The following is a 24,700-nucleotide window of genomic DNA, read 5'->3' as shown; positions in this document are numbered from 1 at the left end:
GCAAGCCCCTTCAGGTTCAGTTCACGATCAACCGAAAATATACTGCCGTGAACGGCTGAACACCTGACTTCTGTAGGAGCGGCTTCCAGCCGCGACTCTATTGGGACATAGCTGTTTTTTGTCACGGGTCGCGGCTGGAAGCCGCTCCTACAAAGTCATCAATCCGTCAGGATCTCAACCGTGTGGAATACAGAAGCAGACTTCTACTAGCATACCGTTTCCACAAGTCAATACCCTAAGTACAACTCAATACGTTAGAGTGTCCACCACTCGATTTGTCATTCCGGCAGTCCTTTAGCCGGAATCCACAGAAAAAACTGGATGCCGGCTTAAAAACTGCCGGCATGACGAGCGGACTAATGGACATCTTATTCTGTGGACGTGTACCAAGAAAACAAAAAAGCTCTCCCGCCGTTGGGTGACACCGGACGAGAGAGCTCGAAAGCAAGGCGGATGAGCGACGCCGTGGGCACGGTACGCCGCTCAAAGGCCGTCGGATCTTAGTACATTCCGCCTCCGGGAGGCATGCCGCCGCCCATGGGCATGGGTTCGTGCTCTTTGGGGATATCGGAGATCATGCACTCGGTGGTGAGCATGAGGGCCGAAACACTGGCAGCGTTCAGGAGCGCGGTGCGGGTCACCTTCGTGGGATCGATGACACCGGCTTCGATGAGGTCGCAGAATTCATTGTTTTCCGCGTTGTAGCCGAAGGCGCCTTCACCGGTCTTGACTTTCTGCACGATGACGGAGCCTTCTTCGCCGGCGTTGATGGCGATCTGGCGGGCAGGCTCTTCCAAGGCGCGCTTCACGATATTGAGTCCCAGCTTTTCATCGCCTTCCAGCTTCAGATTCTCCAAAGCGGCGAGGCAGCGCAGGTAAGCCACTCCACCACCGGGAACGATGCCTTCTTCCACGGCAGCACGTGTCGCGTTGAGAGCGTCTTCCACGCGGGCTTTCTTTTCTTTCATTTCCATTTCCGTCGCAGCGCCCACGCTGATCACGGCAACACCGCCCACGAGCTTCGCCAGGCGTTCCTGCAGCTTTTCGCGGTCGTAGTCGCTGGTGGTTTCTTCGATCTGGGCACGGATCTGGCGGACACGGCCTTCCAGGGCCTTGCGATCGCCGGCGCCGTCCACGATGGTGGTGTTGTCCTTGTCGATGCGGATGGTCTTGGCCCTGCCGAGGTCATTCAGGGTAACCGCTTCCAGCTTGATGCCCTTCTCTTCGCTGATGACCTGGCCGCCCGTCAGGACGGCGATGTCGTCCAGCATGGCTTTGCGGCGATCACCGAAACCGGGAGCCTTCACGGCGCAGACCTGGAGCGTGCCGCGCAGCTTGTTGACCACGAGGGTGGCCAGCGCTTCGCCTTCCACGTCTTCAGCGATGATGAGCAGGGGGCGTCCCATCTTGGCAATCTGCTCCAGAACGGGGAGAAGGTCCTTCATATTGCTGATCTTCTTCTCGTTGATGAGGATGACGGGATCGCTCAGCAAGACTTCCATCTTCTCGGGATCGGTGACGAAATAAGGAGAGATATACCCGCGGTCGAACTGCATGCCTTCCACCACTTCCAGAGTGGTTTCCATGGCCTTGGCTTCTTCCACGGTGATAACGCCTTCTTTTCCCACCTTGTTCATGGCTTCGGCAATGATGTTGCCGATGGTGGAATCGTTGTTGGCGGAAATGGTGCCGACCTGGGCGATTTCCTTCTGATCCTTGGTGGGCTTGCTGATTTTCCTCAGCTCATCGATGACGGTCTGGACCGTTTTTTCGATGCCGCGCTTGAGGGCCATGGGGTTGGCGCCGGCTGCCACCAGCTTGGAGCCTTCATAGTAGATGGACTGGGCGAGAATCGTGGCGGTGGTGGTACCGTCGCCGGCGACGTCACTGGTCTTGCTCGCCACTTCCTTGACCATCTGGGCGCCCATGTTCTCGAACTTGTCTTCCAGTTCGATTTCCTTGGCCACGGTCACGCCGTCCTTGGTGACGTTGGGGCCGCCGAAGGCCTTTTCGATGACAACGTTACGGCCCTTGGGACCGAGGGTTACCTTGACGGCATCGGCAAGCGTGTTGACGCCCTTGAGCAGTGCTTCTCTCGCTTTTACATCGTAGATCAGTTGTTTCGCCATGAAATATTCCTCCTTCAAAAAGATGCGCTCCCATCATTCGGGATGGATGGGCGATCAGAAATTGAGACTATTTTTCAATGATGGCCAGAATATCGTCTTCCCGCATGATCAGAAGCTCTTCGCCTTCCACCTTGATGTCGGTTCCGGCGTACTTGCCGAAAAGCACCGTGTCACCGGCCTTGACATCCAAAGCGCGGCGGGAGCCGTCTTCCATCACTTTGCCGTTGCCCACGGCCAGCACTTCACCCTGGATGGGTTTTTCCTTGGCCGTATCGGGAATGATGATGCCTCCCGCAGTCTTGGTTTCTTCTTCCAGACGTTTGACAACAACACGATCATTGAGCGGTCTAAGCTTCATTGCATTGACTCCTTTCAAGTTTTTTGTTGGGTTTGGATCCATTTCGAACCACTAAGGTCACCGATCCTGGTGAGGATTTGAAGAACCTATTAGCACTCGCTTTCAATGAGTGCTTATAATCTCTTCCGGATCAGTTGGCAAGAGGCAAAGAAACATTTGAGGGGAAAAAAAGTGAAAAGGTGGTCCCTGAAAGTTCATGGTGGGTGATTTCGATGCGCCCCCCGGCCCTTTCCACCAGCTGGTAGACGATGCCGAGGCCCAGCCCGGTCCCTTTCTCCTTGGTGGTAAAGAAGGGCTCGAACACTCGATCGCGGATCTCCGGGGGAATGCCGCACCCCGTGTCCCGAATGTCCACGCGGGCTTCCGCCCGTTCTCCATTCCCCTGGCCGCCGCTGCTCACGGTCAGGGTGAGCTCTCCCCCCTCGGGCATGGCTTCCAGTGCATTGACAATAAGGTTCCAAAGGATCTGGCGCACGTGGTGCACATCCAAGAGGCAGACGGGATTCCCTTCCATGAAAGTCTGGATGCGATGCACAGGGGTGATCTTTTCGCGGGATTCCATCAGGGAGAGCATTTCTTCCACAATACGGCACAGGGATACGTTTTCCAGGCTCTCCGGCTGGTGGGCCCCCCGGGAAAGCCACAGGAAGTCCCTGACCAGGCTGTCGATGCGGTCGATTTCCCGTGCGACGATGTTCATGAGCCGCGATTGCAGAGGGTCCGCCACGGCCTCGGATTGAAGCATCTGCACCGCCCCGCTCATGGCGGCCAGGGGATTTTTGATTTCATGAGCGATTTCCGAGGCGATGCGCCCCGCAAACGCCAGTCGTTCCATGCGCTGCACATGCTCCGCCATCGCTTTCAATTGCGTCAAATCCTGGAAGATGAAGACCCATCCTGACGCGTCCCCTTCCTCTCTCTGCAGGACGGAAACCGTGTATCCCAGGCATAGCTCCTCGCCCGTTGGCTTTTTGTACAGCACCTCGCGGCGGTCCAAATCACCGGGGGAGGTCCCGGACAGGGGACGTTTCACCAGCCAGCTCGACGGGTCCAGTTCAGTGAAGATCCTTGAGAAAGACTGCCCCTCCAGGCGGTCGGACGGAAGGCCCAGGATGCGCCGGGCCGCATGGTTGGAAAAGACGATGGAGCCATCGGTGGCCGTCGTGAGGAGCCCGCTCCCCATACTGTGAACAATGTTGCGGTGCAGGATCTCGAGCTCGTGGAAATCCTTTTTCTGCTCCCGCACCTGCAGGCTGGACTTGTGGAGCTCCCTGGCCAGGTAACCGCTCAAGTAGGCCACCAGGTAGAAGCCGGCGATATTCATCAAGATGGTGTGGAAATAGACGCTGCTGTCCTTCAACTGCACCGTGCCACCGATGATCTGGAGGGGAGCGACCCAACCGAAATACTGCAGGTCCATGAGGAGTCCATAGGCAAGACTGCAAACCGAGGCGATGAGCACGCTTCCGCGACCGTCCAGGAGCAAGGCGGAACTGATGATGACCGGCATGTAAAGGAAGGAAAAAAAGCTCTCCAGCCCGCCGGAAAGATAGATCAGGACCGTTACGGCCCCCACGTCGAAAAGGAGCTGCCACTGGGCATAGCGCCGCAGGCAGCGGACGCGGTCCAGTCCCAGGGCAGCCAGGAGTGTGAAGAGAAAAAGGGTGCAGGAAAAGTAATAGAGGGGCTGAAGCCTGACGGACAGGAACCCCTCTTCCCTGCCGATCTGGGCGATGAGCGTCAGAATCAGGAACAGGACAGCCAGAAGGAGACGGAAAAAAAGCAGCCCCTGGAGCCTGCGCCGCAGCGTACGCGCGTCGGGAGCGTTATCTCCCGGAAGTGCTGCCGGCAAAACCGCCTCAGGCTCCACGAGAGACCACGTCCGCCAACTGAAAGATGGGGAGATACATGGCCACCAGCAAACCTCCAACGGTCACCCCCAGGAAGACGATGAGCAGGGGCTCCAGGAGCGATGTCAGGGCATCGACCGCAACATCCACTTCGTCATCATAGAAATCGGCGATTTTACTCAACATTTTATCCAGGGCACCCGTAGCTTCCCCCACGGCGATCATATGCGTCACCATGGGTGGGAAGACCTTCGTCTCCTGCAGAGGATCGGCAATGGGGAGGCCTTCGGCGATGCCGGCCCGCACTTCCCGCAGGGCTTTCTCGATGACGGTGTTTCCGGCAGAGGCCGCTACGATGTCGAGCCCGTCCAGTATGGGCACCCCACTGGAAAGCATGGTTCCCAGGGTCCTGGAAAATCGGGCCACGGCCACTTTACGGAGAAGGATCCCGAAAACGGGCAGGCGCAGGAGGAGCCGATCGGTGGCATCCCGGCCCTTCTCCGTTTTCCGGATGCGCCCGATGGCGATGACGAGAAGGATCAGGCCCAGGAGGATCCAATGGAAATAGCTTTGGGCAAACTCGCTGATGCTGATGACAAAAAGGGTCAGAGGCGGGAGCGTCGAACCGGCGTCCCGAAACAGACCGGCAAAAATGGGAATGACATAGATGAGGATGACCGCCACGACGACGACCGCCACTGTGACGACGATGCCGGGATAAGTCATGGCGCCTTTGACCTTCTTCTTCAAATTGGAAATTTTCTCGATGTACGCCGCCAGCCGGTTTAAAATCACGTCCAGAATACCGCCCATTTCGCCGGCGGTGACCAGGTTTACAAAAAGGATGTCGAAGACCTTGGGGTGCTTTTTGAGGGCTTCGGAAAGGGTGGAGCCTTCCTCCACATCCTTCTTGATGGCCCGCAGAATCCTTCGGAAAGTCGTGTTTTCCTGCTGCTCATGCAAGATCTCGAGGCATTGCACCAGGGGAAGGCCGGCATCGATCATGGTGGCGAACTGCCGGACAAAAATCACCAGCTCCCGCTCTTTCACCTTCTGCTGCAGCGCGGGAACGTAATCGGAGAGATCCTTGGGCTTTTCCTTGAAGCTCTTGACGGTGATGCCTCTGCGTAGGAGCAGTTGACGGGCCACGGCAGCGTTGTCCGCTTCGATGTCCCCCTTCTGCGGCTTTCCTTTGCGATCGGTTCCTTTCCAGAGATAAACGGGCATATTCTGCTCCTCTTCAATCCTTTGCCGAACAGCGGAAGACCTCCTCCACGGAAGTCACCCCCTGCATCAGTTTATTGATGCCGCTGCGTCTGAGGCTCGTCATGCCCAGCCGCATCGCTTCCTTCTTGATCTCCGATGCACCGGCTCCATGAAGCACCAGTTCACGGATGGAGTCGTGCAGCGTCATGACCTCATAGAGAGCCATGCGCCCCCGGTAGCCGGTGTTGCTGCAAACAGCACATCCCTTGCCCCGGTAGCACTGGAAAGTGCCCAGCTCTTCCTCGTGCACCCCCAGTTCCAGGAGCAGCTCCTGGGGAACGTCCACCTCCGTGGAGCATTCCGTGCAAATTCTGCGCACCAGGCGCTGGGCGAGCACGAGATTGAGCGCGGAAGCCACGAGGAAGGATTCGACCCCCATGTTGAGGAGCCGGTTGATGGAGCTGGGAGCGTCATTGGTGTGGAGCGTACTGAGGACAAGGTGACCCGTCAGGGCCGCTTTCATGGAAATCTCGGCGGTTTCGAAGTCCCTGATCTCCCCCACCATGATGATATCGGGGTCCTGGCGCAGGAAGGATCGGAGGGCAGCCGCAAATGAAAGCCCAATGGCATCATGGATCTGGACCTGGTTGATGCCGTAGAGGTTGTATTCTATGGGATCTTCCGCCGTCGAAATGTTGCAGCTCAGCTGGTTCAAGTCCGAAAGGGCGCTGTAGAGGGTCGTCGTTTTGCCGCTCCCCGTCGGACCGGTCACCAGCACCATGCCGTAGGGACGGTAGATCGCTTCCTGGAACTCCCTGTACTGTCGCTCCTCGAATCCCAGCTTGGTCATATCCAGCTGAAGCCCGGATTTGTCGAGAAGGCGGAGCACAACTTTTTCGCCGAACAGCGTGGGGATCACGGATACTCGAAAATCCATCTCCCGGTTTTTCGCCTTGAGCTTGATGCGGCCGTCCTGAGGGATGCGCCGCTCGGCTATGTCCAGGCGGCTCATGACCTTGATGCGGGAAATGATGGCATTCTTGTAAGGAACGGGGGGGCGCATCATTTCATAGAGCACGCCGTCGATGCGAAATCGCACGCGCATGGCCTTTTCGTAGGGCTCGATATGGATGTCGCTGGCCTGTTTGCGGATGGCATCCAGGAGGATATAGTTCACGAGTTTGACGACAGGCGCCTGTTCCGCCGCACCTTCCAGGAAGTTCAGATCCAGGTCGTTGGCCGCTTCCACAACGGATACATCGGAGTCTTCCTTGAGCAGCCCCAGAACGTCGTCGAGTCTTTCTTCGTTCTCGCTGTGGCGGCCGAGCATCTTCTTGATGACACTCTCGGTGGCCACGTGGACGGCAATGTTTCTACGGGTCAGGAACCTCAGGTCATCGATGACGAAAAGATTCCCTGGATCCGCCATGGCGATGTTCAGGGTGTTGCCCATGAGTCCGAACGGGACAACCTGGTATTTCGCCGCGATGTCGGAGGGAAGCAGCGCAATGACATCCTGGGGAATGGTCAGCCTGGAGAGATTGACCTCGGGGGCGCGAAACTGCCTGGCAATGAACTCCGCCAGCACGTCTTCACTGATGGCGCCCAATTTGACCAGGATCGCCCCGATGCGCTCCCCGCTGTGCTGCTGGTCGTCCAGTGCTTTTTTGAGCTGCTCCCGATTGATCAGCCCTGCCTGGACCAGAAGTTCCCCCAGTTTTTTGGTCACCACCCTTCACCTTTCTCTCTCAGAAAACCACGCGTTCCATTGCGTCGGGAAGAGATTTGCGCTTGGACGTGCAGCGTATATATCGGAGAAAGTCCCCATTCGCTTGAAACGATCTCATGGGGATAGAGGAAATCCTCGCCTCCTTCCACCGACAGCCTCGTAGAGAATGGACAGTGAAAAGCGATTCAAACGCTCGCTGTTCTTTTTGTTTGACTTCTTGCATATCCGTCGTTATGGGAATAACGGGTTACTGGAAAGGCTCAGACAAGACCGACTCTGGAAATGGATAATTTACCGATTATATTGAAATCTCAGAAAGGAAGTCATCATTGTGGGACAGACACTCATTCTAACGGGAACCCAAGCGGCAGCACTTGCGGCCAAGTTGTGCCGTGTTCAGGTTGTTGCAGCCTACCCCATCACTCCCCAATCGAAAATCCCCGAAGTGCTTTCAGAATATGTGGAGCGAGGTGAGCTCAAAGCCGAATTTGTTCGCGTGGAAAGTGAACATTCCGCCCTGGGAGTGTGTATTTCCGCCTCCATCGTAGGAGCAAGAGTCTTCACCGCCACGGCCGCCAACGGGCTGGCCTACATGCACGAGCAGCTTCACTGGGCGGCGGGTGCCCGGCTCCCCATCGTGATGCCCGTCACCAACCGGGGGCTGGGAGCTCCCTGGACCATTCTCAATGATATGCAGGACACCATCGCGCAGCGCGATACCGGCTGGATGCAGCTCTACTGCATGAACAACCAGGAAGTGCTGGATCAGGTCATTCTGGCCTACAAGATCGCGGAACAGCTTTTGATTCCCGTCATGGTCTGCTTCGACGGCTTTCGTCTCTCCCACACCATGATGCCCGTGGAGATTCCTTCCCAGGAAGAAGTGGACGCGTTCCTCCCCCCCTATCAACCGGCCTACCGGCTTGATGCCGAAGCACCCGTCAATATCAATCCCGTGGTCATGACGGACCCCGTTCCCAATGGAGAGGGCGTCAAATGCCCCGGCTACATGGGATTCAGGCATCGCCTCCAGGAAAGCTTCGAATCCTCGTGGCCCGTCATTGCAGAGGCCGCCAAATCTTACGCGGAATTATGCGGCCGCTCCTATGAGGACTGCCTCTATCGCTACAAGAGCGAAGATGCCGACTTCCTGTTCCTGACCATGGGCTCTCTCAGCAGTGAGGCCTGCGAGGCGGTGGATCTTCTCCGCAAGGAAGGGATCAAGGCGGGAGTCATCGGTGTGCGCATTTACCGGCCGTTCCCCGCCGGCCCCCTGGCCCAGGCCGTGGAAGCGGCGAAGAGCATCGCCGTTGTGGAGAAAGCCATCAGCTACGGCTATGAAGGAGCCCTGGCCACGGAGCTCAAAGCGGCCCTCTTCAGCAGCAACGGCCACCGTCCCATGCTGTCCAACTACATCGTCGGGCTCGGAGGCAAAGACGTAAAACCTGCAGATTTGTTTGAAATCGCTCAAAAAACTATTCAGGACGCAGCCAGTGGAAGCCGGCAGGAGCACCCGCTCTGGGTAGGATATGAAGTTTAATGAGAACAGCGCAAGAAAGGAAAGAAGTCAGGTCATGTCAACCACTATCATGGATCTTCCCGAACGTGAATATATCCACCCCGGAACCCGCACCTGCGCCGGCTGCGGCCTGCCCATCGCCTATCGTTATATCCTCAAGGCATTAGGGCCCCGCACCATCATGACGCATCCGGCGTGCTGCCTGACGATTCTGCACGGCATGTATCCCAAGACTCCCATCGCCATCAACGCCGTCAACAACACCTTCGCCAGCACGGCAGCATCCGCTTCGGGCCTGGTGGCCGGGCTCAAGGCCACGGGTCAGGATTTCACCGTCCTGGCCATGGCCGGTGACGGGGGCACCTTCGACATGGGAATCCAGGCTCTCAGCGGCGCCGCCGAGCGCGAAACGGATTTCATCTATGTCTGTTACGACAACGAAGCCTACATGAACACCGGCGTGCAACGTTCCAGCGCAACCCCCACAGGGGCCGTCACCACCACCACGCCAGTCATTCCCAAGGAACAGCCGAAGAAGGACTTCATCCAGATCATGGAGGCGCATCATCCGGCTTATCTCGCCACAACTTGCTCTTCCTACCCCGGGGACCTTTACAACAAGTTCCTCAAGGCCAAAGAAATCAAAGGAACCCGCTTCGTCCACCTGGCCGTTCCCTGCCCCCCCGGCTGGGGATATGCCACCAAGGATACGGTCAAAGTGGGACGTGTGGCGGTGGAAGCAGGGATTGTCGTGCTGTATGAAGTCGAGCACGGAGAATTTCGCCTGACGGGAAAGAGCCTCAGCATGGCGCGCAGCGGGCGCAAGCGCCCGGTGGACGAATATTTGAAGCTCCAGAGCCGTTTCAAGAAAATGAGCCCGGAGCAAATGGAAGACTTTCAGCGCCAGACCGACCAGCGCTGGGAAGAGCTTCTGAAGCGCGCGGGGCTCTAAACGCCGCAGTGCATTGACCCCGTTGTTAGTAAGGAGGGGGCTGGAAGAAACATCTTCCAGCCCCCTCTTTTTTTACTCTGCACGGATGAGAGCATGACTTTTTGATGACCTTGTAGGAGCGGCTTCCAGCCGCGACAAAAACAGCTGCTTCCCAAGAGAGTCGCGGCTGGAAGCCGCTCCTACAAAAGTCCAAATTTCAACAGATCACAGCATCGATCATTCCTGCCACCAGCGGATGAGTGCGCTTCCCCAGGTGAAGCCCGCCCCAAAGGCCGCCGTGACCAGATAATCCCCCTTGCCGATTCGCTTTTGCTCCACGAGCGCCTCATAAAGGCACAGGGGAATAGTACCCGCCGTTGTATTGGCATATCGGTCGATATTGATGATGATCTTGCTGCGATCAATACCCATGCGGGAGGCGCACGCCTCGATGATTCGGAGATTTGCCTGGTGGGGGATGAAGAGCGCCACATCCTCCCCCTTTAGACCGTTGTCTTCCAGAATCTTCACCGAGACGTTGGCCATTTCGGTCACGGCATACTTGAAGACGTGCTTTCCCTCCTGGTAGACGTAGTGCTCCTTCTTGTCCACCGTTTCGTGGCTGGCCGGACGGAGGCTGCCCCCCGCTTTCATGTGGAGAAATTCTCCCCCTGCCCCATCGATGCGCTGGATGAAGTCCAGAATACCATAGCCCTCTTCAGGGCAGGGCTGGAGCAGCACGGCTCCGGCTGCGTCCCCAAAGAGCACGCACGTGTTCCGGTCTTCGTAATCGATGATGCTGCTCATGACATCGCTGCCGATGACCAGAACATTCTCGTATCGCCCGGATTCGATCATCTGGGCCCCTGTGGAAAGGGAAAAGATGAAGCCGGAGCACCCCGCCGAGAGGTCGAACCCCCAGGCCCTGGAGGCGCCGAGCTCCTTTTGTACCAGGCAGGCCGTCGCGGGGAACATCATGTCCGGCGTGACAGTGCCTACAATGATGGCATCCACCTCCGCAGGCTCAACCCCTGCCCGCTCCAGGCATTCCCGCGCAGCCCGAACGGCCATGTAGGAATTTCCCCTGCCGGGATCGAGGATCCGCCGCTCACGGATCCCGGTCCGGCTCACGATCCACTCATCGTTCGTGTTCACCATCTTTTCGAGATCACTGTTGGTTAGCCGCCGTTCGGGAAGAAAGCGGCCCACGGAACGTATATAAGCCCTTCGGACTGTCATAGTTTTCCCTCGATCTACATGACCCCTTTGTACCATCCTCCATCGATCTGGATGGAAGCTCCCGTGATGTAGCCCGCCCTGTCAGAAGCCAGAAAAGTCACCAGTGCAGCGAATTCCTCGGGGGTTCCCAGGCGTTTCATGGGAATGGACGATTCCCAGCGCTTGACGACCTCTTCGGGTGTCGTGCCCTCTTTTTCCGCGGTGACGACTGAAAGGGAACGGACTCTTTCCGTCATGGTGTAACCCGGGCAGACGTTGTTGACCGTGATGTTATAGGTGGCCAGCTCATTGGAAAGCGTTTTGGCCATGCCGACGACCCCCGACCGCACCGTGTTGGAGAGGATCAAGCCGTCGATGGGCTGCTTGACGGAAATGGATGTCATATTGATGATACGGCCCGAGCGCTTCTCCATCATGATGGGAACCACCTCCCGCGTCATGATGATGGTGCTCATGAGATTGAGCTTCACACCAAAATTCCACAGGTCGTCATCGATTTCAAGGAACGTCTTGGAGGGAGGCCCGCCCGCGTTGTTCACCAGGATGTCCACCGTGCCGAAATGTTCGATCCCTTTGCGAATGAAATTCCGGGCCTGTTCGGCTACCGTCACGTCGGCTGGAATCCCGATGACCTCCGCACCGGTTGCCGCTCGGATCTCCTCTACGGCAAGGGGCAGTTCGGGATCGTCCAGGGCGCAGATGACGGCCTTCGCCCCCTCCCTGCACATTTCCATGGTCACGGCCTTCCCCAATCCCTGACTTCCTCCAGCAATGAAAGCGACTTTCCCTTTCAATCCTAAATCCATTGCGTCTCCTCTCCTGAATTTGAATTACCGGTTGCTTCCGTTTTCACTCCATTGACGATGGCAGCCATGACACACGACCATCAAGCTTCGACGTAGAGGGCCTGCATGGCCGCCGAATATTCTCCTTCGCTTGCATAGATGAAGAAGGGAGACTTCACCTGAAGCTCCTCGCCTCCCCCTTTTCTACATTCCACACACACCAGGCGCGCGGCCCCCCCGCTCGCATCCGAATAAATGGCCGTAAGCTCCTTGGGACTGAATCCATGCTGCTGGGCCGTCACCAGCAGATGCCCCAGGCGCGTGGCGGGATAAATGACCGTCAGGCGTCCGCCCCCCCTCAGGAGAAATTTGCCGGCGGCGAAGACCTCACGGATGGACGCCGCCAATTCATGGCGCGCCAGGGCCTTCTGAGGATGAGGATTGATTCTTCCGCTTTCCAGTCGCCGATAGGGCGGGTTGCTCAGCACCACGTCGAAGCTCTGCGGTTGAAAATACTCCGAGACTTTCCGGAAATCCAGGTTCCGGATCTCAATGCGGTCCGAAAACCCATTGGTCGACACATTCCACTCAGCCAGTTCGGCCAGGCCGGACTGAATCTCCAATCCGACAATGCTCCGCCCCTTCTTTCGGTAAGCCAGGATAAGGGGAATGATCCCGCAGCCCGTGCCCAGATCGACCACACGATCCTCGGGCTGGACTCCAGTCAGTCCCGCCAGCAGGACGGCATCCACCGAAAACCGGTAGCCGCCTTTTTCCTGGCGCACCACCAGCCGTCCACGGAACATGGTATCCAGGGTCACATCCATGGGGCGTTCTCTGCTACCAGATGGCCTCCTCGTGGGGTGAAAGAGGGTGGACGACCATGCCGCTGCCGACCTTTGGATAAAAGTACGTGGACTTGTGAGGCATGATCAAGCCGCTGCTCGCCACTTCCTGGACCTGCTCGATGCGCGTGGAATTGATGAGAAACCCCGCGTCGTACCCGCCCTTTCTTATTTGCCGAACGGCGGACGAAAAATCGTGGCTGAAATGAATGTTGTCGGCATCGGCCAGAAACGTTTCAGACAGGCCCAGGATCTTTTTCAGGATCAATCGATCCAGGACCACCACATCCAGGCACTGGAGCTCCCGAGGGATTCCGCAGGTCGTGAGATAGGCCGACACCGCCTCTCTCCTGGCGCGCATAAGGTAGAAGCTCTCCCCTCCGGATGGGTAGAACCCGATGGTCGTCTCCTTGTTGTGCCCGTCTGCTTCGAGATCATTTCGCCATGCCTTTTCCCCAGCCTCGTTGGAAGCAAAGGATGAAATCTCGAAATAAGCCCCGGCCTGATCCAGAAAGTCTGAAAGGCTCCAGGAGCCCAGCCGGCGCAGCAGCCGATGCGTCGGAAGAATCGTCAGCCCCTCCTGGTTCAGATTGGACAGATAGACCATGATGTATTCAAAGGTGGCACGGGGGCTTGCCTCCCCATGACGCCGGCGCTGCAGGTTACGGTAATTCAAGGCGGTCTCATAGCGATGATGCCCGTCGGCGATGAACAACGCCTTCCCGCGCATGAGGTCTCTCACGCGCTCCAAAACCGCCAGATCGCGCACACGCCACAAACGGTGCTCCATCCCCCGGACATCTGTGAAAGCGACGACGGGGTCGCCGTCGCGTCCGGCCCTGAGGCTGTTGTCGACGGATTGCTCGGGGTCGGCATAGAGGGCGAATACGGGGCTCAGGTTGGCATGACAGGAAAGCATCAGCTGAAGCCGCTCGTCCTTGACTGCCTGGAAGGTCTTTTCATGGGGTCGGACAGAACCTGAGCTGAAATCCTCCAATTTCAAGGCACAGATGAAACCGTAGCGGGTTTTTCGGAGCTGGGGATCGAGGGAATAATCCAATTCGTAATAATAGACGGATGGGTCCGTATCCCGGACGAGGACTTCATCACGCTGCCAGTCTCGGAGGAATGCGGCAGCCCGCGTGTGGGGATTGTTGTCGGGAGAATCCTCTGAAGTCGCCATGCCCAGTTCCAGCCGCACCATATTGTAGGGACTGCTTCGATAGAATTCCTTCTGTTCACTGGGAGAAATCACATCATAGGGCGGGATCACCACCCGGGCCAAATCCGGCACCTTTTCGCTATTGTAGCGCAGCCCTCGAAAAGGGGCTATTTCTGCCATGGCTCTCTTTTCCTTTCGTGAGAAACAGCTATTGCGTCCTCGGAGGTTACACGCGCACCAAGTTCTTGATATGAAAGCAAGCTTCAGCGGATTCCTTAGCTAACACAGCTCATGCCTTTTGACAAGCGGCATGGAGAGACCCGGGAAAGTCGAGGGAAGGACTAAAGGCTAACAGCTGAACGTTCACATATGAGAGAAGAAAAATCCGCAGCGAGCTCCAGTCTTCCCGACATTTCAAGGACTCCATGTGCCAGGTCCAGCCAGTGGCAGCTTGCATCCAGGACCGCACTGTCACTGGAAGCCACAACGCACTGACGATAGGGGATTTCTCGCTCGGGCACGGGGACCGCGCGGGCGTCCCCGTCGATGCCGACGGTTTTCATGTGCCGGCGATAAAGACCGGCAAGAGCGCCACTATGACTCATGGGGGAGTCAAACAGGAAAAGGACTTCAACGGGGCGGAGCGCTTCCAGAAATCGGAAAATGGCCTCAGCCGCCAGGGCACTGGCTTCTCGAAAACGAAATTTTGCCGATTCTCCCGCCAGGTCCCGGAGGGCTCCATCATTGGCCAGGAGGAGCGGGCGGCCCAACAGGGCGCTTTCCACCGTGATGTGGACATTGTGACCGTCCACGACAAGGCGCTGCTCGCGCCACACCGCCCCCCGGCATCGCTTGCCTCGACGTCGCAAGGCCGCCTCGGCGCTGGAAACGCCCCGGTGGAGAAGCATGCGGTCCAAGTGGACCAGCCGGTACCGGTTGCCCACCCATTCCAGGGCTGCGCTGCGGGGATACCCCCGATTTTGGAAGAAGAAGAAATCGGCTGCGGCCCGGGAAATCAGCTGCCGCCATTCTGCGGATGGATCCGGAGAGGCTTCCGTGCCGGGGGGCCGAGAAGGGGCTTCACTCCGCCCGGAAAGGGTTGGCATGAGGTTCCAAATTCCTTCGTCAGCTCTTTTCCGAATTGCCGGACTTTTTCAAAGACTCCATCCGCAACTCTTTTCTCAAAACCTTTCCCACCATGGTTTTGGGGAGGGATTCCCGGAATTCGACGGATTTTGGCACTTTGTAGATAGCCAGTCGTGCCTTGCAGAAGTCGATGATCTCCCTCTCCGTGACCTCATGCCCCGGCCTCTTGACAACATAGGCCTTCACCGTTTCCCCACGGTACGAGTCGGGGATACCCACCGCCACGGCGTCCAGAACAGCGGGATGTTCGTAGAGCACCTCATCGATCTCTCTGGGGTAAATGTTGTACCCACCGGAAATGATCATGTCCTTTTTACGATCTACGATGAAGACAAACCCCTCCGGATCCATGGTGGCCACGTCCCCGGTATAAAGCCATCCTTCCCGCAATGCGTAGTTGGTCTCTTCGGGCATTTTCCAGTAGCCCTGCATCACCTGTGGACCTCGAATGACCAGCTCTCCACTTTCTCCCAGGGGCATGGGGTGGATGCCTTCTTCCAGGTCCATGATTTTGCAGTCGGTATCGGGAAGGCAAATCCCGATGGAACCGGACTTGCGCTTTTCCGTGATGGGATTGCAGTGAGTGACGGGACTCGCCTCCGTGAGGCCGTAGCCCTCTATGATCATGCTCCCCGTAATGCTTTCGAATCGGCGGATGACTTCGAGAGGCATGGGCGCGGCACCTGTAATACAGAAGCGGATGGAGGACAGGTCGTAAGACTTGATCCTGGGGTGGTTCAAGATGGCCGTAAAAATGGTGGGGACTCCAGGGAAAAGGGAAATGCGCTGCTTTTGGAGCGTCCCCAGCAGTTCATCGAGGTCGAAGCGCGGCTGGATATGGCAACTGCTTCCGCAGTAGAGGGGCAGGTTCATGCAGGTTGTCATCCCCAGGACATGGGAAAAGGGCAGGACGGCAAGGAACCGCTCTCCCCCCCATTGCAAATCGGGGAACCATGAACTGAGCTGCACCACGTTGGAGAGAATATTTCGATGGGAGAGCATGACTCCCTTGGAGAGGCCTGTCGTTCCCCCGGTGTATTGAAGAAGAGCCAAATCGTTCAGATTGACGGTACAAGGGGGAGGCGTGGGAGGATGCCGGGCGATGAGGCGGGAAAAATTGGAGACCTTCCCTCCATACGGTACAGCGGTAAAAAGCTTTTTCTTCCAGGCCTTGAGAGGATAGAGGAGCTTGAGATGCCAGGGCAGGTACTCACGGATGCTGGTGACGACGACCTGGCGGAGGGAGGTTCGGGGGAGAACTTTTTCGACCTTCGGATAGAGGTGGTCGAGCACCACCAGGATTTCCACTTCCGCGCTCTTCCACTGCTGCTCCATCTCCCGTTCCACATAGAGGGGATTGGTCATGACCACCACCGCCCCCATCCACAGGGCGGCATAGTAGGCGATCACCGACTGGGGGCAGTTGGGAAGCATGACGGCCACCTTCGTTCCGTTTCCCACACCCATTCGGTGGAACGCATTGGTCAGAGACAAAACATGCTCCCAAAAAGAACGGTAGGTCCATGAGGCCCCCAGAAATTCCAGGGCAATCTGATCAGCATACTTGTTGGTTATTTCTTCGAGCAAGAGCGGCAGACACTTTTCCGGATAATCTACCGAATGAGGAACCCGAGCATCATAACTGCCGTACCAGATCCGCTCCATCCATCCTCCACCGGGATGCAGTTGCCGCTATCCCCTTCAAAATGGGAGAAGCCAGGGGAAACAGCTTCCGCCCCGGCTTCTCGCCCATGCAACACGAACCGATCTTTATCGATTTAGGAACAGGTGCTCTTCAATTTGCGAACTTCTTCCGTCAACGCAGGAATGAAGGCGAACAGGTCTTCCACGATGCCATAGTCGGCCTTGCTGAAGATGGGCGCATCCGCATCCTTGTTGATAGCCACGATGAATTTTGAAGAGCCCATGCCCGCCAAATGCTGAATGGCCCCTGAAATGCCCGCGGCGATGTACAGATTGGGGTTGACGACCTTACCCGTCTGGCCCACCTGGTCGGCATGGGGACGCCACCCGGAATCCACTGCAGCGCGTGAGGCGCCCACTGCAGCGCCCAGCAGCTTGGCAAGCTCTTCCAATATGGAGAAATTAGAGGCTTCCTTCATACCCCGCCCGCCGGAGACGATTATTTCAGCACCGGACAGCCCGACGCGGCCGGAGGTATCCAGTTCGAGACCCGTTACGGAAGAACGAGCCTGAGGAACGGCGACATCGACTTTTTCCACTTCGGCCTTCTTGTCCTCCATGGGCGCCATACAGCTCATGACGTTGGGCCGGCAGGAAATGAGCGGCATAGCGCCTTCCGCCCATTGACTCCAGGCAAGGCATTTTCCGGCGTAGATGGGCTTCTTGACCTTGATTTTTCCGCCGTCGACGACGATCTCGGTGCAGTCCTGCACGAGTCCCTCTTCCAGGCGGGCCGAGAGGCGGGCGGACAGGTCTTTACCGTCCACGGATGCTGAAAGGAGTACCAGGGCCGGATCACACTTTTTGATGAGGTCGGCGATCACAGGCACATGAGTTTCCGGCAAATAATTCTCCAGGGCGGGATCATCGGCTACATAGACTTTGTCCACGCCGTACCGTCCCAGGGTGGGAGCCTTGTCCATGACATTCGATCCCACGAGAACCGCGCAGACGTTTGTGCCGAGAATATCTGCAATCCGCTTTCCTTCACTGGCCACTTCATATGCAACACGGCGAAAGTCCCCTGCACGGTATTCAGCAACCACGCAAACACATTTCGACATCTTCTTTCTCCTTTAGATCACTTTAGCTTCTTCGTGCAACACTCTGACCAACTCTGCAGCCTTGCCGGCAGTGTCCAGATCTCCATTGATGATCCTTCCCGCCGCACGCTCCGCGGGCATTTCCAGGGAAATGTTCCGCACCTTGGCCTTATCGGGAGTGAATTCCGCGGCATCCAGCCCGAGATCGGCCAGAGATTTTGTGGCCAAAGGTTTCTTTTTTGCTTTCATAATGCCGGGCAAAGAAGCATATCTGGGATTCCAGACGGCATGGGAGCCACCAAACGTCACCAGGACGGGCAACGTCGATTGCATGGTCACTTTCCCACCTTCGATAGGCCTTTGGATGGTGACCTTGCTCCCGTCGCATTCAATGGATACCGCCAGGGGCAGATGGGGCCAATCCAGGAATTCGGCCACCATGGGGCCGCGCTGGGCCATATCGTAATCCACCGCCCGAGAGCCCATCAAAACGATGTCGGCGTTCAGCTGCTTGATGGCAGCTGCAACAGCCTTAGCCAGCTTCAAACGTCCATAGCTTTCGATGGCGTCATCCGCGATCATCACCGCATTGTCCGCACCCATGGCCAGAGCCGTACGAATGGACTCCACCACGCGCTGAGGACCGTAGCTCAAAATCGTCACCGTTCCCCCATGTTGCTGTTTCAAGCGCAGGGCCGCTTCCACTGCAAATTCATCGTACGGATTGATGATCCACTTGAACCCGTCGGTGACCACGGACTTGCCATCAGCAGCAATGCGAATGACCGATTCAGTATCAGGAGTTTGCTTCAACACCACGACAATGTTCACGGTTCTTCCTCCTTCTTTTCCCTTCCTTAAATCCTTATGTGATTTGGATAAATACCATCCTGCGATGAAACACACGATTTGATTGAAACAAAAATTCCATGCTCCCCGCTGGTTGCATCCCTTAGCATAATCCCCTTCGTCGATTCAAGCAGAAACAAAAAGGCAGGGATGAGCAAAAGGATGATTCTGAACAGGAATGTCAAAAGAATCCTGGGCAAAGAGACAAAAAATGTTTGGACATCCATTGGGAGGGGCAGGTCAGGCACTCTCCTGACAGTCCGAGCAGTAGCCCTGGAAGACAACCTGCTGGCGCACGACCTGGAAATGGTTTCCTTCAGGAAGCGGGATGTTTCCTGTAACCTCGAACCCATGGACATCCGCAATGGCCTGGCATTTCAGGCAAACCATGTGATAATGCGAGCTGACGGTGGCATCGTATCGAGCCACCTCGGTGAGGGGGCTGACTTTTTGGATGAGCCCGACTTCGTAAAATTTTTCCAAGGTCTTGTAAACGGTTCCCAGAGAGATCATGGGAAAGCGCTTTTTAACCTGCTGGTAGATCAACTCCGCACTGGGATGCTCCTTCGTAAAGTAAAGCGCCTGGTAAATGGCCAACCTCTGATAGGTCACCTGCAGACCATGCTCCCTGAGCGTCGTTATGAAATCTTTGTCGTTGATCTCCTCCATCAAATTTCCCCCTTGTGGACCGTGCCTGAAATGATTCAGTCGAGGCTTTGAACATTGAATGGTACATTGACGGAAACTATGCTAAATCACTCTATAGGAATCATTGACATCTAATCAAGTTTTTTCTGCCGACAAAGGGTTCTTCACACCAGCATCTTCCCTTCCTTCGCCTTCCTGGGAGCGAAAACGCTTCAGATAGATCATCAGTGCGGACAGGGCTGCGGGAGTCACACCCGGCACGCGGGAAGCCTGGCCCAGCGATAGCGGCCTCAAGGCTCCCAGCTTCTGCCTGATCTCATTGGAGAGCCCAGGGACACTGTCATAGGGAAATCCTTCGGGGAGGAGCATGTTCTCCAGGGAGTTGAACTTCTTGATCTCCAATTCCTGCCGCCTGAGATACCCTTCATATTTACATTCCACCTCCACCTGCTCCTTCGTCTTTTCCGAGAGGGGGGCAGGCGCCGGTGCCAGTTCCTGGACATCCTCGTAGTGAAATTCCGGACGCTTGAGCAGCCTGTCGAGGGAGATGGGCTCTTCCAGGGGAGGAGAGCCCTTTTTCGCCAGCAGCGCATTGAGGACAGGTGACGGACGCAGCTGCGTGCGGCGCAGGCGGTCCAGCTCCGACTGGAGGGCTTCACGCCTTTCCTGAAGCTCCCTGAGGGCGGAAGCGGGATGCAGGCCCAGCTCACACCCTTTCTGCAGCAGGCGCATGTCGGCATTGTCTTCTCGCAGGAGCAGCCGGTATTCCGCTCGGGAAGTGAAGATACGGTAGGGCTCGTTGGTCCCTCGCGTGACCAGATCATCGACCATGACAGCCATGTATGCCTCGGAGCGGTGCAGTATAAAAGGAGGCCGCTTCTGCACCTTCAAAGCCGCATTGATGCCGGCCCAAAGCCCCTGGGCAGCGGCTTCCTCGTAGCCCGAAGTCCCGTTGATCTGGCCGGCAAGGTAGAGACCCCGGAGGTGTTTCGTCTCGAGGGTGGGCAGGAGCTGAGTCGGCTGGACGAAATCGTACTCGATGGCATAGGCCGGCCGCATCACCTCCGCTTCCTCCAGGCCGGGAATGGTTCGGATGAGCTCCATCTGCACTTCGTAAGGTAGCGAGTTCCCCGTTCCACTGGCGTAGATCTCTTCGGTTTCCAGCCCCTCCGGTTCCAGGATGATCTGGTGAAATTCCTTGCCTGGAAAACGCATGATTTTGTCTTCCAGGGAGGGACAGTAGCGGGCCGAGACGCCTTGGATCGTTCCGTTATAAAGGGGTGAAAGGTGAATGTGGCGGCGCACCTGCTCGTGAGTGCGCTCATGGGTCCTTCCTATAAAGCAGGAAACCTGGGGCAGGATGATTTCATCGGTGCGCAGGGAGAACGGCCGGGGACGATCATCTCCTCCCTGCTCCCGGAAGGGCGTGAAGTCGATGCTCTGCCGGCGGATGCGCGCGGGGGTTCCCGTCTTCATCCGCCCCAGCGTGAACCCCATCCGGTGCAACTGGTCCGCCAGAGCCGTGGCGGGAAATTCACCCGATCGCCCGGCGGGCACCCGCGTCCGACCGATGTGCACCAGGCCGTGCAGAAAGGTGCCCGTCGCCAGGACAACCGTCTGAGACGGGAAAAAGACTCCCAGTTGATCCACGACTCCCACAACGCGGTCTCCCTCCACTACCAGGGATTCCACGAGAGTCTGCTTCAGCTCGAGATTCTCTTGAAGCTCCAGCGCATGCTTCATGAGCCGTCGGTAGAGTACTTTATCGTTCTGCGTGCGGGTGCCCCGAACGGCAGGGCCTTTCTTCGTATTCAGAATACGGAATTGAATGGCCGTACGATCCGTAACTTTGGCCATTTCCCCTCCCAACGCATCGATTTCCTTTACCAGGTGCCCCTTCCCAATCCCTCCCACCGACGGGGAGCACGGCATGTGGGCCACCATGTCGAGGGTGATGGAAAAGATCAGCGTGCGGCATCCCATGCGCGCAGCCGCTAGAGCGGCTTCGCATCCGGCATGGCCTGCGCCGACGACAATGACGTCATGAGGGCGGGTCATCTTCAAAAATCCCCTCTCAAAAGATGTGATGGAGGTGGGGGCAAGAGCATCGGCCGGCCTTGAAACTTCATTCCCTTCGTGCAAAAATCCCCGGGTGCACATGTGAAAAAGGTTTCCTGCACTCTTTCTTTCGCACTGGATCGAACGGCAAATGGCTTCAAAACCATACAGAGACTACAATTCCTACCTGCGGGAGCTCTTCGGCTGCCGTGTCCAAAAAATCACCCTGGACGCAGGATTGACCTGCCCCAACCGTGACGGGACCCTGGGTACCGGGGGCTGCATTTACTGCAATGAGCGCGGTTCGGGGACCGGCGCGGCACAGCAGTCCAAAAGTATAACGGAACAACTGGCCAATGCAAAAGCCTACTTGAAACGGCGATACAAGGCCATAAAATTTCTTGGGTATTTTCAGTCTTTCACCAACACTTATGCCCCCCTGCCCCGCCTCAGGTCTCTTTATGCTGAGGCGCTCTCCGACCCCGATGTCGTTGGACTCACCATCGGCACACGTCCGGATTGTGTTTCCGAGGAGGTGCTCGACCACCTCCAGGAGCTTTCCCAACAGCGACTCATCTGGCTCGAATACGGGCTCCAGTCGGCCAATGATGACACTCTCTCCCGCATCCACCGGGGTCATGACGTGGCAGCTTTCGAGAGCGCCCTCCGCCGCACGCGAGAGAGGGGAATCCCCGTGTGCGCGCATGTGATCCTGGGACTTCCCGGGGAGGATCGGGAACTGATGCTCAATACGGCACGTTTCGTGGCCAACCACGACATCCAGTCCGTCAAGATTCATCTGCTCTATGTCGTGCGCGGCACGCCTCTCGAATCCTGGTACGAGCAGGGGCAATACCAATGCCTCTCCCGAGAGGAATACGTTTCGATGGCCGCCGAATTCCTGACACTCCTGCCGCCCCACGTCATCATTCAGCGACTGACGGGAGACCCCCATCCAGAAGAGCTGGTCGCACCGTCCTGGGCACTGGAGAAGAGTGAAAACCTCCGGGCTTTGCACGCTTACATGGAAAAATACGGTCTCTATCAGGGAAAGGACCATGCACTCAGGTGAACGACTTTTTAGCATTTCTCCCCTGCGTCACATTGACACGGGCAGGCCTCTCGGCTAAAACCTTCTTCAGGCGGAATTCCCTTTAAATTTCAGTCGGTATGTAGAGCCGGCCCAACAGCCCCCCTCCTCCCGGGAGCGGGCAATGCTGTTGACTCAACGTCACCCCGGTGAAAACCGGGGTCCAGAAAGTCTTTATTTTCCTGGATTCCGGCTTTCGCCGGAATGGCGAAAGTGGGTTCAGTCAATTCCATTGCCGGGAGCGGGTCCGGTTGAAGGATTTTGGAGAGGCGCTTATTTATTGGAGAGGATTTTATTTAAAGGATACGCTGCGGAAATTTTGGCCCTGGAAACCGATTCCTCAAGTCAGATTTATGGAGACCCTTATGGAAAAGAATCATGTCCGGTTCAGAGAAAATGAATACAAAATCGCCCGTCGCCAGAAGGGCTTTACGCTCATCGAGCTCTTGATTGTCATGATCATTCTGGGGCTGCTGGCGGCCCTGGTCGCTCCCAAAATGTTTCAAAAGGTGGGAAGCTCCAAACAAAAGGCGGCGAAGGCCCAGATCTCCATGCTCTCCACTGCCCTGGACGCCTATCGCCTGGACATCGGCTCCTACCCATCCTCCGAGGAAGGCCTGGATGCCCTGCGCAAGAATCCCAACCGCGACACCTGGGACGGACCGTACATGTCCAAGGACATCCCTCCTGATCCGTGGGGGCACGCATATGTTTACCGATTCCCCGGCGAGCACGGTGATTACGACCTTTATTCCCTTGGGGCGGATGGCCAGGAGGGGGGCGAAGGAGAGAATGCCGATGTCGTGAGTTGGGAATAGGTGCCGGGTGTAGGGCCTGCCCGGAGGATGAGCGTACCCCGGTTTTGGGTTTTCTTTTCCTTGACTTTCCCGTTCAAAAGTGATTTTAAGAAAATTTTGCGGCACATAGACGGATGTTCAATCGGGCGAGAGTGGCGAAACTGGTAGACGCACTGGACTTAGGATCCAGCCCTGCCTGCAGGATGGGGGTTCGAGTCCCCCCTCTCGCACCAGGCAAATACGATGGTGCTCTCACTACCCTGACTTTTCAACAGAAAGGCGAAAGAACGTGGAAATGAATGTTTCCGTTGTCGACCTTAGCAACACTCAAAAACAGGTTCATGTGGAAATCCCCGCAGCAAAGGTCCAGAAGGAACTGGATACGAGGTATCGGGATCTTGCCAAACAGGCTCGCATCAAAGGCTTCCGACCCGGCAAAGTGCCTCGCAATATCCTCAAATCCTATTACGGCAAGAACGTCGAGCACGAGGTCTCTTCCCAATTCATCCAGGAAACCTTCAACGATGCGCTGCGAGAAGCGGATCTGCATCCCCTCGTAGAAGCGGATGTGAATGAAACCCGCTTTGAAGACAACGGCACCTTTGTTTACACGGCAGTGGTGGATGTGGCCCCTCCTTTCGAGGTTGAAGGCTACAAGGGATTGGAAATCACCAAATCCCCTGTGTCCGTCAGCGACGATCAGATCCAGACCGAACTGGAGCGCATCCGCGAGCAGAATGCTCAGCTTCGGACGGTTGATACGGATCGCCCCATCCAGGAAGGGGACGCGGTTTTGACGGATTTCGTACCGACCGTCGATGGATCGGTCTTTGAAAAGGGAAAGACCAGCGACTTCATGGTCGAGGTGGGGAAAAAGGCCCTTCATCCCGAATTTGACGGGCATCTCATTGGACATCGCGTCGGGGAGACCCTATCTTTTGACCTGGACTATCCCGAGGACGCTACGATGCCCGAAATCAAGGGCAAACGCGTTCACTTCGAGGTCCAGATCAGAGAGTTGAAAGAAAAGGAGCTTCCTGAGCTGAACGACGAGCTGGCTCAAACCGTGAAGTTCGACACCCTGGAAGCCCTCAAGGAGAACATTCGGGAACGCCTCGTCAAGCAGCAGGAAGAGCGGGTCTCCATGGCCGCCCGCCAGCAGATCATTGATCAGCTTGTGGGGAAGGTCCAGCTGGACCTTTCGGATAAAGTGATCGATCGAGAAGTGGATCGGCTCATCGACCTTCTTCTCAACCAGTTTGAAAGCCAGGGACTGAAGATCGACGGATCCAAGTTCAGCACACCCGAGATCCGGGGAGAATATCGCCCGCAGGCCATCAAGAACATCAGCCAGAGGTTGATTCTGGTGCAGATCGCCAGGCAGGAGGGCATCGAACTGACCGAGGAGGAAGTGGATGAGATTTACCGGCAGATCGCTCTCTATGCCCGCATGGATGTGGAGAAGGTGAAGGCTGAGTTCGCTGACAGCCCCCTGGTGGAACAGTCCAAAGAGAGCAAGGTACAAGATAAAGTTTTGAAGCTGCTGGAGGAATCAGCGGTTTCCAAGGAAGTCTCCCCCACGGGGAGCGACCCCACTACAGATCAGGAGTAG

The 24,700-nt window shown here is 56.8% G+C and carries 20 protein-coding genes and 1 tRNA gene; 6 read left to right on the top strand and 15 right to left on the bottom strand.

All coding sequences use genetic code 11. The annotated features are described in order from the left end of the window. Positions 1-500 precede the first annotated feature (500 nt). The 5 genes from groL to pilB all read right to left on the bottom strand — a co-directional run bounded on the left by groL (position 501) and on the right by pilB (position 7,275). Complete coding sequence (gene groL / locus MWC30_RS05735; protein ID WP_244083199.1) at positions 501-2,129, bottom strand: chaperonin GroEL; 1,629 nt, start codon at positions 2,127-2,129, stop codon at positions 501-503. A 67-nt stretch (positions 2,130-2,196) separates the two neighbouring features. Beyond that, positions 2,197-2,487 (bottom strand): co-chaperone GroES, encoded by a 291-nt coding sequence (gene groES, locus MWC30_RS05730; RefSeq protein ID WP_244083198.1) that lies wholly within the window; start codon positions 2,485-2,487, stop codon positions 2,197-2,199. 130 nt (positions 2,488-2,617) lie between these two features. After that, complete coding sequence (locus MWC30_RS05725) at positions 2,618-4,339, bottom strand: nitrogen regulation protein NR(II) (protein WP_244083197.1); 1,722 nt, start codon at positions 4,337-4,339, stop codon at positions 2,618-2,620. A 7-nt stretch (positions 4,340-4,346) separates the two neighbouring features. Beyond that, entirely contained in the window at positions 4,347-5,564 is a 1,218-nt protein-coding gene (locus tag MWC30_RS05720; protein WP_244083196.1) for a type II secretion system F family protein, read from the bottom strand. Positions 5,565-5,577: 13 nt separating this feature from the next. Continuing rightward, positions 5,578-7,275 carry a type IV-A pilus assembly ATPase PilB gene (gene pilB / locus MWC30_RS05715; RefSeq protein WP_368860806.1) on the bottom strand — a complete coding sequence of 566 codons (1,698 nt, stop codon included), beginning with the start codon at positions 7,273-7,275 and terminating at the stop codon, positions 5,578-5,580. 328 nt (positions 7,276-7,603) lie between these two features. Here pilB and MWC30_RS05710 point away from each other — a divergent pair, with 328 nt between their 5' ends. Together MWC30_RS05710 and MWC30_RS05705 are read left to right on the top strand one after the other, a co-directional pair. Further along, a complete protein-coding gene (locus MWC30_RS05710; protein WP_244083194.1) occupies positions 7,604-8,812 on the top strand; it encodes a transketolase C-terminal domain-containing protein in 1,209 nt (402 codons plus the stop codon). 34 nt (positions 8,813-8,846) lie between these two features. Then, complete coding sequence (locus MWC30_RS05705; protein WP_244083193.1) at positions 8,847-9,743, top strand: thiamine pyrophosphate-dependent enzyme; 897 nt, start codon at positions 8,847-8,849, stop codon at positions 9,741-9,743. A gap of 216 nt (positions 9,744-9,959) precedes the next feature. On the opposite strand, the gene MWC30_RS05700 is transcribed toward MWC30_RS05705, so the two are convergent. The 10 genes from MWC30_RS05700 to mnmG form a co-directional block, all read right to left on the bottom strand. Next, positions 9,960-10,961: a beta-ketoacyl-ACP synthase III gene (locus MWC30_RS05700; RefSeq protein ID WP_244083192.1), complete on the bottom strand. Its 1,002-nt coding sequence runs from the start codon at positions 10,959-10,961 to the stop codon at positions 9,960-9,962. Positions 10,962-10,975: 14 nt separating this feature from the next. Beyond that, positions 10,976-11,767 (bottom strand): SDR family oxidoreductase, encoded by a 792-nt coding sequence (locus MWC30_RS05695; RefSeq protein ID WP_244083191.1) that lies wholly within the window; start codon positions 11,765-11,767, stop codon positions 10,976-10,978. A gap of 80 nt (positions 11,768-11,847) precedes the next feature. Continuing rightward, entirely contained in the window at positions 11,848-12,573 is a 726-nt protein-coding gene (locus MWC30_RS05690) for a tRNA1(Val) (adenine(37)-N6)-methyltransferase (protein ID WP_244083190.1), read from the bottom strand. 13 nt (positions 12,574-12,586) lie between these two features. Then, positions 12,587-13,933 carry a DUF1015 domain-containing protein gene (locus MWC30_RS05685; protein WP_244083189.1) on the bottom strand — a complete coding sequence of 449 codons (1,347 nt, stop codon included), beginning with the start codon at positions 13,931-13,933 and terminating at the stop codon, positions 12,587-12,589. Positions 13,934-14,094: 161 nt separating this feature from the next. After that, positions 14,095-14,859, bottom strand: coding sequence for a DUF434 domain-containing protein (locus MWC30_RS05680; RefSeq protein WP_244083188.1), 765 nt, complete (start codon positions 14,857-14,859; stop codon positions 14,095-14,097). A 19-nt stretch (positions 14,860-14,878) separates the two neighbouring features. Next, the gene (locus MWC30_RS05675; protein ID WP_244083187.1) at positions 14,879-16,564 is read right to left on the bottom strand and encodes a long-chain fatty acid--CoA ligase; all 1,686 of its coding nucleotides are present in this window, start codon (positions 16,562-16,564) and stop codon (positions 14,879-14,881) included. Between the two features lie 113 nt (positions 16,565-16,677). Continuing rightward, complete coding sequence (locus MWC30_RS05670) at positions 16,678-17,667, bottom strand: electron transfer flavoprotein subunit alpha/FixB family protein (protein WP_244083186.1); 990 nt, start codon at positions 17,665-17,667, stop codon at positions 16,678-16,680. 12 nt (positions 17,668-17,679) lie between these two features. Continuing rightward, complete coding sequence (locus MWC30_RS05665; protein WP_244083185.1) at positions 17,680-18,477, bottom strand: electron transfer flavoprotein subunit beta/FixA family protein; 798 nt, start codon at positions 18,475-18,477, stop codon at positions 17,680-17,682. 258 nt (positions 18,478-18,735) lie between these two features. Beyond that, positions 18,736-19,164 carry a Fur family transcriptional regulator gene (locus MWC30_RS05660; RefSeq protein ID WP_244083184.1) on the bottom strand — a complete coding sequence of 143 codons (429 nt, stop codon included), beginning with the start codon at positions 19,162-19,164 and terminating at the stop codon, positions 18,736-18,738. A gap of 114 nt (positions 19,165-19,278) precedes the next feature. Beyond that, positions 19,279-21,201: a tRNA uridine-5-carboxymethylaminomethyl(34) synthesis enzyme MnmG gene (gene mnmG, locus MWC30_RS05655; protein WP_244083183.1), complete on the bottom strand. Its 1,923-nt coding sequence runs from the start codon at positions 21,199-21,201 to the stop codon at positions 19,279-19,281. A 151-nt stretch (positions 21,202-21,352) separates the two neighbouring features. On the opposite strand from mnmG, the gene MWC30_RS05650 reads away from it, so the two are divergent. The 4 genes from MWC30_RS05650 (at position 21,353) to tig (ending at position 24,700) form a co-directional block, all read left to right on the top strand. After that, positions 21,353-22,273 carry a TIGR01212 family radical SAM protein gene (locus tag MWC30_RS05650; protein WP_244083182.1) on the top strand — a complete coding sequence of 307 codons (921 nt, stop codon included), beginning with the start codon at positions 21,353-21,355 and terminating at the stop codon, positions 22,271-22,273. A gap of 383 nt (positions 22,274-22,656) precedes the next feature. Then, positions 22,657-23,109: a type II secretion system major pseudopilin GspG gene (gene gspG / locus MWC30_RS05645; RefSeq protein WP_244083181.1), complete on the top strand. Its 453-nt coding sequence runs from the start codon at positions 22,657-22,659 to the stop codon at positions 23,107-23,109. 125 nt (positions 23,110-23,234) lie between these two features. Beyond that, positions 23,235-23,321 (top strand) — tRNA-Leu (locus tag MWC30_RS05640). A gap of 62 nt (positions 23,322-23,383) precedes the next feature. After that, positions 23,384-24,700: a trigger factor gene (tig, locus tag MWC30_RS05635; protein WP_244083180.1), complete on the top strand. Its 1,317-nt coding sequence runs from the start codon at positions 23,384-23,386 to the stop codon at positions 24,698-24,700.

This window comes from Desulforhabdus sp. TSK, from assembly GCF_022836495.1.
Lineage (GTDB): Bacteria > Desulfobacterota > Syntrophobacteria > Syntrophobacterales > Syntrophobacteraceae > Desulforhabdus.
The sequence above is the reverse complement of the archived record's forward strand: the minus strand, read 5'-3'. Positions and strand labels throughout refer to the sequence as shown.

What these genes read in the sequence shown, in the direction of transcription:
- groL (WP_244083199.1), bottom strand. Translation starts at nt 2,129, where the DNA reads ATGGCGAAACAACTGATCTACGATGTAAAAGCGAGAGAAGCACTGCTC.
- groES (WP_244083198.1), bottom strand. Translation starts at nt 2,487, where the DNA reads ATGAAGCTTAGACCGCTCAATGATCGTGTTGTTGTCAAACGTCTGGAA.
- MWC30_RS05720 (WP_244083196.1), bottom strand. Translation starts at nt 5,564, where the DNA reads ATGCCCGTTTATCTCTGGAAAGGAACCGATCGCAAAGGAAAGCCGCAG.
- MWC30_RS05705 (WP_244083193.1), top strand. Translation starts at nt 8,847, where the DNA reads ATGTCAACCACTATCATGGATCTTCCCGAACGTGAATATATCCACCCC.
- MWC30_RS05700 (WP_244083192.1), bottom strand. Translation starts at nt 10,961, where the DNA reads ATGACAGTCCGAAGGGCTTATATACGTTCCGTGGGCCGCTTTCTTCCC.
- MWC30_RS05695 (WP_244083191.1), bottom strand. Translation starts at nt 11,767, where the DNA reads ATGGATTTAGGATTGAAAGGGAAAGTCGCTTTCATTGCTGGAGGAAGT.
- MWC30_RS05690 (WP_244083190.1), bottom strand. Translation starts at nt 12,573, where the DNA reads ATGGATGTGACCCTGGATACCATGTTCCGTGGACGGCTGGTGGTGCGC.
- MWC30_RS05685 (WP_244083189.1), bottom strand. Translation starts at nt 13,933, where the DNA reads ATGGCAGAAATAGCCCCTTTTCGAGGGCTGCGCTACAATAGCGAAAAG.
- MWC30_RS05680 (WP_244083188.1), bottom strand. Translation starts at nt 14,859, where the DNA reads ATGCCAACCCTTTCCGGGCGGAGTGAAGCCCCTTCTCGGCCCCCCGGC.
- MWC30_RS05675 (WP_244083187.1), bottom strand. Translation starts at nt 16,564, where the DNA reads ATGGAGCGGATCTGGTACGGCAGTTATGATGCTCGGGTTCCTCATTCG.
- MWC30_RS05670 (WP_244083186.1), bottom strand. Translation starts at nt 17,667, where the DNA reads ATGTCGAAATGTGTTTGCGTGGTTGCTGAATACCGTGCAGGGGACTTT.
- MWC30_RS05660 (WP_244083184.1), bottom strand. Translation starts at nt 19,164, where the DNA reads ATGGAGGAGATCAACGACAAAGATTTCATAACGACGCTCAGGGAGCAT.
- mnmG (WP_244083183.1), bottom strand. Translation starts at nt 21,201, where the DNA reads ATGACCCGCCCTCATGACGTCATTGTCGTCGGCGCAGGCCATGCCGGA.
- MWC30_RS05650 (WP_244083182.1), top strand. Translation starts at nt 21,353, where the DNA reads ATGGCTTCAAAACCATACAGAGACTACAATTCCTACCTGCGGGAGCTC.
- gspG (WP_244083181.1), top strand. Translation starts at nt 22,657, where the DNA reads ATGGAAAAGAATCATGTCCGGTTCAGAGAAAATGAATACAAAATCGCC.
- tig (WP_244083180.1), top strand. Translation starts at nt 23,384, where the DNA reads ATGAATGTTTCCGTTGTCGACCTTAGCAACACTCAAAAACAGGTTCAT.